At 46.4% G+C, this 13,360-nt stretch carries 9 protein-coding genes and 11 tRNA genes; 14 read left to right on the plus strand and 6 right to left on the minus strand.

What is annotated here, in order from left to right:
* Positions 1-122: 122 nt before the first annotated feature.
* From Q4Q52_RS16185 to gltX, 5 genes are all read right to left on the minus strand, one after another.
* Positions 123-198: transfer RNA gene (locus Q4Q52_RS16185), tRNA-Ala, on the minus strand.
* 104 nt (positions 199-302) lie between these two features.
* Positions 303-378, minus strand: a tRNA-Glu gene (locus Q4Q52_RS16190).
* A 131-nt stretch (positions 379-509) separates the two neighbouring features.
* Positions 510-585: transfer RNA gene (locus tag Q4Q52_RS16195), tRNA-Glu, on the minus strand.
* Positions 586-719: 134 nt separating this feature from the next.
* A tRNA-Ala gene (locus Q4Q52_RS16200) sits at positions 720-795 on the minus strand.
* A gap of 104 nt (positions 796-899) precedes the next feature.
* On the minus strand, positions 900-2,324 hold the full coding sequence (gene gltX, locus Q4Q52_RS16205) for a glutamate--tRNA ligase (RefSeq protein WP_259481027.1): 1,425 nt from the start codon (positions 2,322-2,324) through the stop codon (positions 900-902).
* 617 nt (positions 2,325-2,941) lie between these two features.
* Between gltX and Q4Q52_RS16210 the strand changes: the two genes are divergently transcribed.
* From Q4Q52_RS16210 to Q4Q52_RS16270, 13 genes are all read left to right on the plus strand, one after another.
* Positions 2,942-3,017 (plus strand) — tRNA-Val (locus Q4Q52_RS16210).
* A 56-nt stretch (positions 3,018-3,073) separates the two neighbouring features.
* Positions 3,074-3,149 (plus strand) — tRNA-Val (locus tag Q4Q52_RS16215).
* A gap of 39 nt (positions 3,150-3,188) precedes the next feature.
* Positions 3,189-3,264 (plus strand) — tRNA-Val (locus Q4Q52_RS16220).
* Between the two features lie 48 nt (positions 3,265-3,312).
* Positions 3,313-3,388: transfer RNA gene (locus Q4Q52_RS16225), tRNA-Val, on the plus strand.
* A 28-nt stretch (positions 3,389-3,416) separates the two neighbouring features.
* Positions 3,417-3,492 (plus strand) — tRNA-Val (locus Q4Q52_RS16230).
* 28 nt (positions 3,493-3,520) lie between these two features.
* A tRNA-Val gene (locus Q4Q52_RS16235) sits at positions 3,521-3,596 on the plus strand.
* A gap of 28 nt (positions 3,597-3,624) precedes the next feature.
* Positions 3,625-3,700 (plus strand) — tRNA-Val (locus Q4Q52_RS16240).
* A 170-nt stretch (positions 3,701-3,870) separates the two neighbouring features.
* Positions 3,871-4,101, plus strand: coding sequence for a hypothetical protein (locus tag Q4Q52_RS16245; protein WP_311991098.1), 231 nt, complete (start codon positions 3,871-3,873; stop codon positions 4,099-4,101).
* 466 nt (positions 4,102-4,567) lie between these two features.
* A complete protein-coding gene (locus Q4Q52_RS16250; protein WP_006085509.1) occupies positions 4,568-5,587 on the plus strand; it encodes a TRAP transporter substrate-binding protein in 1,020 nt (339 codons plus the stop codon).
* A gap of 59 nt (positions 5,588-5,646) precedes the next feature.
* Positions 5,647-6,303, plus strand: coding sequence for a TRAP transporter small permease (locus Q4Q52_RS16255; RefSeq protein ID WP_006082296.1), 657 nt, complete (start codon positions 5,647-5,649; stop codon positions 6,301-6,303).
* Positions 6,303-7,700 carry a TRAP transporter large permease gene (locus Q4Q52_RS16260; protein WP_006082297.1) on the plus strand — a complete coding sequence of 466 codons (1,398 nt, stop codon included), beginning with the start codon at positions 6,303-6,305 and terminating at the stop codon, positions 7,698-7,700. The genes Q4Q52_RS16255 and Q4Q52_RS16260 overlap by 1 nt, the downstream gene beginning before the upstream one ends.
* A gap of 129 nt (positions 7,701-7,829) precedes the next feature.
* On the plus strand, positions 7,830-9,626 hold the full coding sequence (locus Q4Q52_RS16265; RefSeq protein WP_012089625.1) for an ATP-binding protein: 1,797 nt from the start codon (positions 7,830-7,832) through the stop codon (positions 9,624-9,626).
* 4 nt (positions 9,627-9,630) lie between these two features.
* Positions 9,631-11,010, plus strand: a complete 1,380-nt coding sequence (locus tag Q4Q52_RS16270) for a sigma-54 dependent transcriptional regulator (protein WP_006082299.1) — start codon at positions 9,631-9,633, stop codon at positions 11,008-11,010.
* Between the two features lie 15 nt (positions 11,011-11,025).
* Here Q4Q52_RS16270 and Q4Q52_RS16275 read toward each other — a convergent pair whose 3' ends face one another.
* Positions 11,026-12,273, minus strand: a complete 1,248-nt coding sequence (locus tag Q4Q52_RS16275; protein ID WP_220590656.1) for an MFS transporter — start codon at positions 12,271-12,273, stop codon at positions 11,026-11,028.
* A gap of 151 nt (positions 12,274-12,424) precedes the next feature.
* Between Q4Q52_RS16275 and Q4Q52_RS16280 the strand changes: the two genes are divergently transcribed.
* Positions 12,425-13,306, plus strand: a complete 882-nt coding sequence (locus Q4Q52_RS16280) for a LysR family transcriptional regulator (protein WP_311991099.1) — start codon at positions 12,425-12,427, stop codon at positions 13,304-13,306.
* The last annotated feature ends 54 nt before the right edge of the window (positions 13,307-13,360 follow it).

Raw genomic sequence — 13,360 nt, forward strand, 5'->3', positions numbered from 1 at the left:
AATTTGAACCTATAGTTCCCGTTTAACATCTACGGTGTCCTAGGCACTCTCTTCTAAAGAAGAAAGGAGACCTCAGACATATTAATTTGAACTCACGTTCCTGTTTAACATCTACAGTAAATTGGTGGAGCTACACGGGATCGAACCGTGGACCTCTTGCATGCCATGCAAGCGCTCTCCCAGCTGAGCTATAGCCCCAAATTTTTGTCGACACTGCTAACTTTAATAGTATGCGTATCAGCAGAAATTTAGATTTTGTTCATACCAAACAACTCGCTAGCTATTCGATAGGAACCAATACTTGGTATCCCCTAGGGGATTCGAACCCCTGTTACCGCCGTGAAAGGGCGGTGTCCTAGGCCTCTAGACGAAGGGGACCCGGACTTATGATTTAACTCGTAACCGAGCTTTGCAACACATTCACTTCAGTAGGCTAGGAAGTAAATGCTTTGTTCTTACCAAACAACTCGTTAGTTATTTGCTAGGAACCACTCTCTATAAAAAATAGATGGTATCCCCTAGGGGATTCGAACCCCTGTTACCGCCGTGAAAGGGCGGTGTCCTAGGCCTCTAGACGAAGGGGACCCGGACATATTAATTTGAACTTATTGTTCCCGTTTAACATCTACGGTGTCATAGGCGCTTTCTTCTAAAGAAGAAAGATGACCTCAGACATATTAATTCGAACTCACGTTCCTGCTTAACATCTGCAGTAAGTTTGGTGGAGCTACACGGGATCGAACCGTGGACCTCTTGCATGCCATGCAAGCGCTCTCCCAGCTGAGCTATAGCCCCAAACTTATTAAACTACATTTAAGTGCACTACAAGCATTTGCTCGTCTGTGTCTCAACTGCGTGGCGCATTCTATGCAGCGCACCTAAAAGTGTCAACTCGTTTTTTAGGAATTTATTCTATCTGCTACAAATTCAATCGCTTTGGATATTCTTTGCTCAGAACGGCTTCTTCCGATTAAAAATAATGTGATATCAAGGCCTGGTGACTGCCCTGCCCCTGTTACAGCGACACGCAAAGGCATACCAACCTTGCCCATACCCACATCTAATTCTGTTGCAGTGTCTTCAATCGCCTGATGGATAGCTTCTACAGTCCACTCAGTTAATGCGGCTAATTTTTGTTGAACCAGTTGCAATGGCTCTAACGCAACACCACGTAAATGCTTTTTCGCTTGGGCTTCATCAAACTCTGCAAAGTCTTCATAGAAATAGCGGCTAGAAGCGGCTAACTCTTTTAGTGTCTTAGCGCGTTCAGCTAATGCCGTAACCACTTCCGCTAATGCTGGGCCGTTTGACAGATCAATTTTTTGATCGTCCATGTGCCATTGTAAGTGTGTCGCCACATATTCTGGGGCAAGACTCTTTATATAGTGTTGGTTCAACCACACCAGTTTATCGGTATTAAAGGCAGAAGCGGCTTTATTGATATCACCGAGCTTAAAGTATTGCTTCATTTCTTCTAAAGAGAAGATCTCTTGATCGCCATGTGACCAACCTAAACGTACTAGGTAGTTCAACAGTGCTTCTGGCAAATAGCCATCGTCACGGTACTGCATTACGCTCACTGCACCATGACGCTTAGATAATTTCGCGCCATCATCACCGAGAATCATAGAGACGTGAGCATATTCTGGGATCGGCGCCCCTAATGCTTTAAGGATATTAATTTGACGCGGCGTATTGTTGATATGATCTTCACCACGAACAACACAAGTAATTCCCATATCCCAATCGTCAACGACCACACAGAAGTTATAGGTTGGCACACCATCGGTACGGGCGATGATCAAGTCATCTAATGCATCGTTAGAAAATTCGATACGGCCACGAACATGGTCATCAAATACCACTGAACCGCCGATAGGATTTTTGAAGCGCACGACAAATGGCTCATCATGCTCACCCGCTGACAGAACACGAGCAGGCAAGTCACGGCAGCAACCATCGTACTTTTGTGCTTCACCGTTGGCGGCTTGTGCTTCTCTTAACGCATCAATACGCTCACGTGAGCAATAGCATTTGTATGCAGTGCCCTTTGCTAACATTTGGGCAATAATTTCGTTATAACGATCAAAACGCTTAGTTTGGTAATACGGGCCCTCGTCCCATGTCAAACCTAACCAGTTCATACCTTCTAAAATCGCATCGCAGGCGGCTTGAGTCGAACGCTCAATATCAGTGTCTTCAATACGTAATACAAACTCACCGTTATTGGCACGAGCTTGTAACCAAGAATAAAGTGCAGTACGGGCACCACCAACATGTAAGAAACCAGTAGGACTAGGGGCAAAACGCGTCTTAGTTGTCATAATGGGACACTAACCTATATAAAGTCGTCTAGATAAAGACAATCACGATAAAAAAGTGGGCTTATTCTAACAGTCAAAGCAGGCGCTGCAAATGGGACAAGCTCTGCAGTATCACTTATCTAGTAAAATCGTGACGCTAAATCCCTTCCTTATATAGAGAAGCCTATATAAAGGTGCACATATTAGAGTGACGCTACTCTTATCACCCGCAAACCTGCACCCCATTTATCTGACTTAAGACTCATGGATTGATTTTCGCTACGCTTAGATCCCTGCCCTACTTTTGCCCCTATCATGCCTTCAGCTATAAATAGTGTGTCTTTGACGCAACGCCTATACATCGCTATCCACTCAATCTCTAACATCTAATCATTGTGAGTCACTAACACCCTGTCATTTTATCGTCCAAAAATGCTCACGAATGACATGAGTCTAGCTATCGCGGCATCCCAAACACCCAAATTGCACGCCATTGACAGGCGAATAAACTAACACTTTGATCGGCGGCGTGATTAGCATTAAGCCAATGCGAACAAAAATAGCGCGACCAATGCTTTTTTCACTAAAAAGCGTTGACACTAGATCGAACCTCCCTATAATACGGCTCCACACAGCGAGGTCGATTAGCTCAGCTGGGAGAGCACCTCCCTTACAAGGAGGGGGTCACTGGTTCGAGCCCAGTATCGACCACCATTGTTTTATACAAGATTTGTAAAGAAATAATGGCTGTACAAAATAGTTATATCCCAGGTCGCTTAGCTCAGCTGGGAGAGCACCTCCCTTACAAGGAGGGGGTCACTGGTTCGAGCCCAGTAGCGACCACCATATAACTTAATGTACCTCATTGTGTGAAAGTCATTCCCAGGTCGCTTAGCTCAGCTGGGAGAGCACCTCCCTTACAAGGAGGGGGTCACTGGTTCGAGCCCAGTAGCGACCACCATTCTTCAGTGAATAATGACTTAAAAATTGTGTAATATCAGAATTCCCAGGTCGCTTAGCTCAGCTGGGAGAGCACCTCCCTTACAAGGAGGGGGTCACTGGTTCGAGCCCAGTAGCGACCACCATATTCTGCAATACACAAGTTATATCCCAGGTCGCTTAGCTCAGCTGGGAGAGCACCTCCCTTACAAGGAGGGGGTCACTGGTTCGAGCCCAGTAGCGACCACCATATTTTGCAATACACAAGTTATATCCCAGGTCGCTTAGCTCAGCTGGGAGAGCACCTCCCTTACAAGGAGGGGGTCACTGGTTCGAGCCCAGTAGCGACCACCATATTCTGCAATACACAAGTTACATTCCAGGTCGCTTAGCTCAGCTGGGAGAGCACCTCCCTTACAAGGAGGGGGTCACTGGTTCGAGCCCAGTAGCGACCACCATATTTATCCCCCCAATAAACTTTACCAACACGCTGACTCAACTATGCTTGATCTCAATCAGCGAGTGCTAAATTTTACTATTTCGCCTTTTATAATCCGTAAAATACCAAGCTCTATCGACACTCAGCCTGATTTCATTCTGCTTTTAGCATTGTTTGGAGATCAACATTATGGCCAGCGTCAGTCAATCCGCTTCTCTTGCCAATATTGCCGCTTATTTAAAGCATACTCACGCTTGCGATGAGCAAACGGCGCTCAAGGAAGCACGGGAAGTCATGCATAATCTCGTCAGTATGCGCCAAAAGGGCTTTATTACCGGTTGGTACTTTAACGAACAAGGCCACTTAGAGTTGTTGCCTAGTGATGCGATCCTAAAACGTATCCTTTTAGATGATGATTAACTGCACCAACTGCCCCTTTGTCTTGATTGACGACAAACGCCATCGACTTGACCACAATTAACCATACAATCAGCCTACACTGCTTATCCCAAAATAATCCATCACGCATTTTCAGCGTAGCGCATACTTTTGCGGCATTTTTTGATCTCAAAATAACTAAGTTTGTTTAATAAACCTGCACCGCCAAGGGCTATCTATTTGAGGCAGATCCGCGCCATGGGTGGGTTTCCACCCAAATAGAAAATCACTGTGAGCGAGATCTCACCCACAAAACTAAAAGTGTGACAAACATCAAATGAACTACACTTTAGTAACCAAACACTTACAGAAGTCAGTGTAAGTTGGCGTGGTATTTGCCTTTAGTAAGACAGACCTCAGGGAAATCAAGGCTGTATTCCTACTCAAACTTGGTAACAAACTAACCAAGACTGAGGACAAATCCTAACAACAGAAAAAGGAACTCAAGATGACATTGAATCAACAAACTGGATTGACCCGTCCACTCAAAACCTTAGTCAAAATGCTCGCCGTTGCCTCCGTGTTCGCAACCAGCTTTAACGTATTTGCAGAACCTATTGAAATTAAGTTTTCGCACGTTGTGGCAGAAAATACGCCCAAAGGCCAAATGGCACTTAAGTTTAAAGAACTCGTTGAACAACGTTTACCGGGTGAATACAAGGTCAGTGTATTTCCTAACTCACAGTTATTTGGGGATAACAACGAGTTAGCGGCACTACTGTTAAACGACGTGCAATTTGTTGCGCCGTCACTCTCAAAATTTGAACGTTACACTAAACGCCTACAAGTATTCGATTTACCTTTCCTCTTCAATGATATGGATGCGGTAAACCGTTTCCAACAAGGTGAAGCAGGTCAAACACTGCTGAACTCTATGACCCGTAAAGGGATTGTCGGTCTAGGCTATTTACACAATGGTCTGAAACAGTTCTCGGCTAACACGCCACTTAAAAATCCTGCTGATGCAAAGGGCTTGAAGTTCCGCGTAATGGCGTCTGATGTTTTGGCGGCTCAGTTTGATGCTGTCGGCGCTATTCCAGTGAAAAAACCCTTCTCTGAAGTATTTACCCTGCTGCAAACCCGCGCTATCGATGGTCAAGAAAACACATGGTCAAATACTTACTCACAAAAGTTCTATGAAGTGCAAAGCCAAATCACTGAAAGTAACCACGGTGTGCTCGACTATATGGTCGTGACCTCTGACACTTTCTGGAAAGGCTTACCCGCTGACAAACGTAAGATCATCAAAGAAGCTTTAGATGAATCTATCGCATTAGGTAACAAAATTGCCGCTGAGAAAGATAACCAAGACAAACAGTTAATCCTAGATTCTAAACGTTCACAGTTAGTAACTTTAACACCTGCTGAACGTCAAAAATGGGTCGATGTGATGAAACCAGTTTGGGCTAAGTTTGAAGAGCAAATCGGTAAAGATGTGATTGATGCTGCTGTAGCTGCAAATAAATAATAATGATGATAGCCGCTTAATCTCAACCGAGGTTAAGCGGCCATTTCAGCGAGGGGATTATGGCTGTGATATCGCGAATATTTGGTTATTTTGAAGAAGGTGTGCTCAATTTATTGATCACTCTGATGACGTTATTAGTGTTTTCAGAAGTCGTCGCACGCTTCTTCTTCAATACGGGTTTTCTGTGGATCCAAGAACTCACACTGACCTTTTGCGGTTGGTTTGTGTTGTTTGGTATGTCTTATGGGGTAAAAGTTGGCGCGCACATTGGTGTCGATGCCTTCGTTAAAAACTTAGCACCTCGGGCCAAAAAGATAACGTCCCTCGTTACCGCCTTTGTCTGTATTGTCTATTGCGGACTGTTTTTAAAAGGCAGTTGGGATTACTTAAGCCAGATGTATCAAATTGGTGTGCCTATGGAGGATATTAATTTCCCCCAATTTTTCTTAAAAAGCCTCGATCCAGACTTTGCTTGGAACACCTTAAGGATTGATGTTGAAGATGGCGCGGTACCAATTTGGTTATCCCAGAGCATCTTGATCATTGGTTTTTCGATGTTGACTTGGCGATTCGCCGAACTCTTTATTGCCATCCTACGTGACCAAGTCACTGGCTTCCAATTTGCCGATGAAGCGAAAGAAAGTATGCATTTAATCGATGAAAGCGTTAAAAACGCCAATGAAGAACCCGTCTCTGACGAAAAGGAGACTAAATAATGGCGATCGCAACCCTATTTACCGCCCTATTAGTGTGTATGTTTCTCGGTATGCCTATCGCTATCGCGTTAGGTTTTTCCAGCATGCTCACCATTTTGTTTTTCTCGAATGACTCCTTAGCCTCAGTGGCACTCAAACTGTATGAGTCTTCATCGGAGCATTACACTCTACTCGCTATCCCCTTCTTTATTCTGTCATCCGCCTTCCTCTCAACCGGTGGCGTCGCGAGACGGATTATCGATTTTGCCATGGACAGTATTGGACATGTCCGTGGTGGATTAGCGATGGCATCTGTTATGGCCTGTATGCTGTTTGCGGCAGTTTCAGGCTCATCACCCGCAACCGTAGCGGCGATTGGTTCAATCGTGATTGTGGGCATGGTTAAAGCGGGTTATCCCGAGAAGTTTGCGGCGGGGGTTATCACCACCTCAGGCACACTTGGTATTTTGATCCCACCGTCCATTGTGATGTTGGTGTATGCGGCAGCGACCGAAGTGTCCGCAGCAAGAATGTTTATGGCAGGTTTAATCCCAGGCTTAATGATGGGATTCATCCTGATGATCGTTATCTACATCGTCGCCCGCTTTAAGAACCTGCCTTCGCGTCCTTTCCCAGGCTTTAAACAACTGGGGATTTCAAGCGCTAAAGCTTTGGGTGGATTAGCACTCATCCTTATCGTACTCGGCTCTATCTATGGCGGCGTTGCGAGCCCGACTGAAGCTTCAGCTGTGGCTTGTATGTATGCGTACTTTATTGCGGTATTTGGTTACCGTGACATTGGGCCATTAAAAGAAGTGGCTTGGCGCAATCAAGGTGAAAGCTTACCTAAAGCCGCCGCACGTAACTTAGGTCACATGTTCCTTGGGCTAATTAAAACGCCAATCGACAAAGACATACGTAACGTAGTGCGTGATGGTGCTAAGGTCAGTATCATGCTGCTGTTTATCATAGCTAACGCTATGTTGTTCGCGCATGTATTAACCACTGAACGTATTCCACATATTATCGCTGAGCATATCGTTAACATGGGTTTACCCGCTTGGGGCTTCCTGATCATCGTTAACTTACTGCTGCTTGCTGCCGGTAACTTTATGGAGCCATCGGCAATTGTACTGATTATGGCGCCGATCCTCTTCCCTATCGCGACTCACTTAGGCATAGATCCTATTCACTTAGGTATCATCATGGTGGTAAACATGGAGATAGGTATGCTCACGCCGCCGGTGGGGCTCAACCTCTTTGTTACCGCGGGGATCACGGGTAAGAGTATTGGTTGGGTCATCCAGTCGGTTCTGCCTTGGTTACTGCTGATGTTAGCCTTCTTAACCTTGATCACTTACGTGCCACAGATTTCGCTCTTCTTACCAGAGTGGTTGGATTCGATGCGTGGATATTAATCTGCAATGCAAGGTTGTGAGATTACCCCTTGATTACAGTTAGTTTTTAAGCGAGCCTAGTCAGGCTCGCTTTGTTTTATGATGCACAGTCTCAGTGATTGATACCGTCGCTTTATCAGGATAGCCACCATGTTGCCCATGACGCCTAAGGCCAAGAAACGCCTCTTTCTCACTGTAGTGTTACTTGCAGGCCTATTTGCAACGCTCAAACTGACCTATTGGGTGCATTTGCATCAGGGTAAAATCGAGATCCAAGCACAATCGGAGAAACAACTAAAAGAATTAGTCAGCTTTCTCGATGGCGCGTTATCGCGCTACGAAAGTATTCCCCACGTACTCTCGACGAACCCTATGCTCGCCAATGTACTGAACGATCAACAAAACCCCGATAAAGTCCAAGAACTTAATTTATATCTCGAAGAAATCCAGCATGTCACTGAGGCGTCCGATATCTATCTGATTGATGCCTTAGGGATTGCGATTGCCGCCAGTAACTGGCAACAAAGTTTCTCCTTTATTGGCAAGGATTATTCCTTTAGACCCTATTACACCGATGCTATTTCGGGCAATCTAGGCCGTTATTATGCCGTGGGCACCAGCTCAGATAAGCGTGGGTTTTACTTTTCTTACCCTATTTATCAGCAAGGCGGCAAAGGCATACTCGGCGCTATCATAGTCAAAGTGGACATTAGCGGTATCGAGCAGCAAAGCACGAGCATTGCCATTGCGGGTCAATACCAATTCCTTATCAGCGACCCTGAAGACATTGTTTTTATCTCTAGCGTCGATGAGTGGCGGTTAAAGTCACTCACTCCACTTACCCAAGCCAAACAATATGCGCTTAATGCATCAAAGCGTTACGCGGAACGCCCCATCGGCGAGCTGTTAATGAAACCGCCCTATGAGAGTGGCAGCCAAGCCATGCTCTACCAATTACAAACGGGCAGAGATCATGAGCAATACATGGATAATCATCAGTTAATGGCCAAAGCTGGCTGGCGGGTGCACATCTTAGCGCCCATCAAACCCTTGCTGTCGTCTTTACCTGCATTGATGTTACTGTCAGCCAGCATTTATCTGTTGCTGGCGCTCAGCATCTTGTTTAGTGCCGAGCGTCGCCGCAACCTACAGCGCATGCAGCTGGCACAAAGCCTGTTAGAACAACGCGTAGAAGAACGAACTCAAGACTTGCAGCAAGCGAACCATCAACTCAAAGATACTCAGGATGAACTCATTCAAGCGGCAAAACTGACTGTGATCGGCAGTTTATCTGCCAGCATTAACCATGAGCTTAATCAGCCACTTGCGGCACTGCGCAGCTACGCCCAGAATACTCAAACCTTTCTAGCCCGTAATATGCAAGATAAGGCACTGGATAATATCAAGATTATTATTGAACTGACCGATAGATTGGCCGATATTGTCGGCCAATTTAAAAGCTTCACTCGCAAGAGCCAAGGCACGGATAGCGCCACCGATATTGGCCGCTGTATCAAACAAGCGCTGACCATAGTTCAGCCCGCAATAGACAAGCAAGGCGTTGAACTCGATGTGCAGTTACCCAATGGCAACTATCAGGTTTGGGGCGATAAAGTCCGATTACAGCAAGTGTTTGTCAATATCATGAGCAACGCCATTGTCGCTATGCAACAATCGGTTAAACGCAGCTTGGTCATCCGCGTGACCAGTGAAGATAAGTTCTGCATCAGCATCCAAGATTCAGGCCCAGGTGTGCGTGAAAGCCAAATGGAAAAAATATTCGAACCTTACTTTACCACTAACGAGCGCCACGGATTAGGGCTGGGCTTATCGATTTCACAGCGTATTATCGAATCCATGCAAGGCCAAATTAACGTTGCCAATGCCGAAGAGGGTGGCGCCATTTTCCAGATTATTTTACCTATTTATTTGCTTGAGGAACGTTAGTCTCATGAGTGTGCCCAATTCCATCCAAGATTATTCTGTTCTCATCATCGACGATGAGCCGCACATAGGCACAGTTCTCGTTCAGCTATTTGAACTTGAGGGCATTAAGGCGCTCGCCACCACAGAGCCTAAAGGGATCGCTAAGCACCTGCATAAGGATTGGGCGGGAATGGTGATATCGGATGTCAACATGCCGCAATTAGATGGCATCAGCTTAATGCAACAAATCCGGCTGCAGGACCCCGACCTCCCCGTTGTGCTATTGACAGGGTTTGGGGATATCGCCATGGCAGTCAATGCCCTAAAGCAAGGCGCCTACGACTTTCTCGAAAAGCCCTTTAATAACGAGCATATACTCGATGTGGTCAAGCGCGCCTTAGATAAACGCAGCCTGACCCTAGAGAACCGTAAGCTTAAAAAGGATCTCGAAAGCCAGAGCGTACCAGGCCCTCGCATTTTGGGTAACAGTGTCGGCATCAACCGCATGCGCCACATCATAGATCAAGTGATAGACACCCCCGCTGACGTGTTAATCGAGGGTGAAACAGGCACAGGTAAAGAGCTCGTCGCCCGCTATTTACACGATCACAGCAGCCGCAGCCAAGCCAACTTTGTCGCCATCAACTGTGGGGCGATCCCCGAAAACTTAATTGAAAGTGAGCTCTTTGGCGCCGAAGCAGGTGCCTTTACCGGCGTCGATAAGATGCGCATTGGTAAGTTTGAATACGCCAACGGCGGCACATTATTTTTAGATGAAATTGAAAGTACGCCACTGTCGCTGCAAGTAAAGCTGCTGCGGGTACTTGAAGATCGTAAAGTTGAACGCTTAGGATCAAACAAAAGCATCAGCCTTGATATACGGGTAATTGCCGCCACTAAAGTAGATTTAAAAAGCCTGTGTGACACGGGGGAGTTTCGTCAAGACTTGTTGTATCGCTTAAATCTGGTGACTGTGCCTATCCCTCCCCTGCGGGATCGCCGAGAAGATATTCCTTTGCTGTTCCTGCACTTTGCCCGCGTCGCATCGGCACGCTATCACAAAGCGCTTATTGCCTTAAATGCCGAGCAAAACGCCATACTCACCTCCCACGACTGGCCGGGTAATGTGCGTGAATTACGTAATCTCGCCGAACGCTTTGTGCTGCTGGGCGGAGAAGCCGCCTTTGCTGGCACTTTGGGCAATACCCCAAGCCTGCACTCGAGTATGTCCTTACTGCAACGAGTCGAGTTTTTTGAGCGGGTATTGATTGAAGAAGCGCTCAGCCACAACAAGGGCAGTATTAAGCAGACGATGGAGCAACTCGAACTCCCCCGCAAAACCCTCTACGACAAAATGCGTAAATATGATTTAGACCGCAAGCAGTACATTAATTCCGATGACTAAACAACAAATTGAAAGCTAGACTAATACCCGTTTGACATGCGTTTGATGGTAATGCAAACGGGTGATGGCTAAGGCAATCAAGGCCAGTAAGGTTAACGAGCCCATCACCACGCCGCGCCACTGCGCCTCATGCCAAAACATCATCAAATAAGGCCCACCAATCGCAGCGCCTAAGTAGTAACAACATAAATACAGCGATGTCGCCTTAGCCCGATCGCGACTGGCGCGCATCGCGACAAAGGAATTACAGCAACTGTGAGTGAGGAAAAAGCCACAGGCCGTCATCAAAAAACCTAAGCTAATGGTTAAAGTGGTATCAAACAGGGTCAATAAACTGCCGAGCAACATCACACACCAAGACCACTGATACAACTTATGTTGGCCAAATTTGGCGAGCCATTTCGCGGTAAAATACGACGCAATAGTCCCGCTCGAATAACACAGAAAAATCAAGGTAGCTTGAAAGCGGCTCCATTCATAGGGCGCCGCCATCAAATGCAGCTGAATAAAACTAAATTGATTCACCATCATCATAAAGGTCAAGCCGCCAATCGCGTAAACCAAGCGCATTTGCGCATCGGTCAGATGATGGCTAAAACCATGAAGATCTTGGGCTAAACGGGCACGTTTTGATAAAGAGGGCTCGGTTTTACTCTGTGACATGGCCTGCGCATCGGCAAGTGAAGGCAGTAAATAGTTCACTAAAGCCACGCCCGCTAAGGTGACTAAAAACAACAGCCACATGGATTCTTGCCAAGATAAAAACTGCGACATAACGCCACCGAGCAAACGGCCAACAATGCCGCCAATGCTGTTCGCCATAATGTAAATGCCCGCGGCTTTAAGCATAGTGCTAGGTGATAACTGCTCTTTAAAATACGCCATGGCAATCGCTGGCACGGCAGCGAGTAATGCACCTTGCAGCAATCGCACTAGCACTAGCCCGTTAAAGTCCGGTGCCCAAATCAACAATAAGTTAGACAACGCCAACAACCATAGGCTGACAATAATCGGCGTGTGTCGACCGATACGATCTGACAGTACCGCATACAAGAGCAATGAAAAAGCCAAGGAAAAACTGGTTACCGATAGGATTAACGTCGCTTTAGACCCTGATACCGCAAAATGCTCCGCAATCAGCGGCAACATGCCTTGCATCAGATACAAGTTGATATACACCACCACAGAGGCGACACATAGCGCCCACATCAATCGGGTATCACGCTGTTTATTATCAATCATAGTATCTAACTCGGCTTGCACAGGAGCCTCGACAAAGCACACTCATAGGATAGACAAAGGTTATCACCGGGCATAACATAACAATAATAGATAATATCTATCGCTATCATTGATTTTTGTTATAGCCACAAAGTACCGACCTTACCACTATTCAACAGTATGGGCCCGATTGATGGATATCCGCCAACTCAAGCATTTAGATGCCCTTGCCAGTACTGGCAGCTTTACCGCCGCAGCCAAAAAGCTCAATATGGCCCAACCAGCCTTAAGCCAAAGTATCAAGCGCTTAGAAGTCGCACTCGGCGTGACTTTGGTTAATCGTACGAGCAACAAGAATGACAAGCTGCTCGCACTCACGGCCGAAGGTTTAGTCCTGCATCAACATGCCACTTTGATCCTGAAACAGCTTAAGCAGGCCGAAGCGCAAATCCGCGCCATGGCGAATCTCACCTCGGGGGAAGTCCGTATTGCCGTGCCGGGCATGCTGGGTTCTTTCTACCTTCCCTCGCGCTTAATGGCTTTTCGGCATAAATACCCCGAGTTGAAACTGTCCCTGTTTGAGGGCGGGACGCGCGACGCGTTGCGTATGTTGCAACAGGAAGAAGTGGATATAGCGATCATTACCGCCCAAGACCTGCAACCCGAATTTGATAGTCAGCTGTTGATCCGTGAGCAAATGGTGATCGCTATGGGAGCCGAACACCCTTTAGCGGAACATAGCGCCGTCAGTCTCAATGACTTTTTCGACCATGAATTAGTGATGTTCAAGACTGGTTATTTCCACCGCGAGTGGATCCTATCGCAAGCCAAGGATCTGGGGAAAAAGCCCAATGTCGCCTTCGAGACTAATCTGATTAACCTTATCAAACAGATTGTTTCCCAAGGGTTTGGGATCACCAGCGTACTCGAAATGGCAATCAGCTCAAAAGATGACATTTTAGCTAAACCCTTCGATCCACCAGTATTTTTGAACCTGCATATCGCATGGAAAAAACAACGCCCCGTCAGTCAAGCAGACCGTGCCTTTGTCGATTTTTTGATGAGTAATCGCTAACCTTAATCGATTAAAACAAAAAGGGCTGATATCAATATCAGCCCTTCTCTTTTT

Origin of the sequence: Shewanella sp. SP1S2-4 (genome assembly GCF_031932075.1) — a bacterium.
GTDB classification, from domain to species: Bacteria; Pseudomonadota; Gammaproteobacteria; order Enterobacterales; family Shewanellaceae; genus Shewanella; species Shewanella baltica.

Excerpts from the sequence above, each read along its gene's own strand:
- gltX (WP_259481027.1), bottom strand. The coding sequence starts at position 2,324 with ATGACAACTAAGACGCGTTTTGCCCCTAGTCCTACTGGTTTCTTACAT.
- Q4Q52_RS16245 (WP_311991098.1), top strand. The coding sequence starts at position 3,871 with ATGGCCAGCGTCAGTCAATCCGCTTCTCTTGCCAATATTGCCGCTTAT.
- Q4Q52_RS16250 (WP_006085509.1), top strand. The coding sequence starts at position 4,568 with ATGACATTGAATCAACAAACTGGATTGACCCGTCCACTCAAAACCTTA.
- Q4Q52_RS16255 (WP_006082296.1), top strand. The coding sequence starts at position 5,647 with ATGGCTGTGATATCGCGAATATTTGGTTATTTTGAAGAAGGTGTGCTC.
- Q4Q52_RS16260 (WP_006082297.1), top strand. The coding sequence starts at position 6,303 with ATGGCGATCGCAACCCTATTTACCGCCCTATTAGTGTGTATGTTTCTC.
- Q4Q52_RS16265 (WP_012089625.1), top strand. The coding sequence starts at position 7,830 with ATGTTGCCCATGACGCCTAAGGCCAAGAAACGCCTCTTTCTCACTGTA.
- Q4Q52_RS16270 (WP_006082299.1), top strand. The coding sequence starts at position 9,631 with ATGAGTGTGCCCAATTCCATCCAAGATTATTCTGTTCTCATCATCGAC.
- Q4Q52_RS16280 (WP_311991099.1), top strand. The coding sequence starts at position 12,425 with ATGGATATCCGCCAACTCAAGCATTTAGATGCCCTTGCCAGTACTGGC.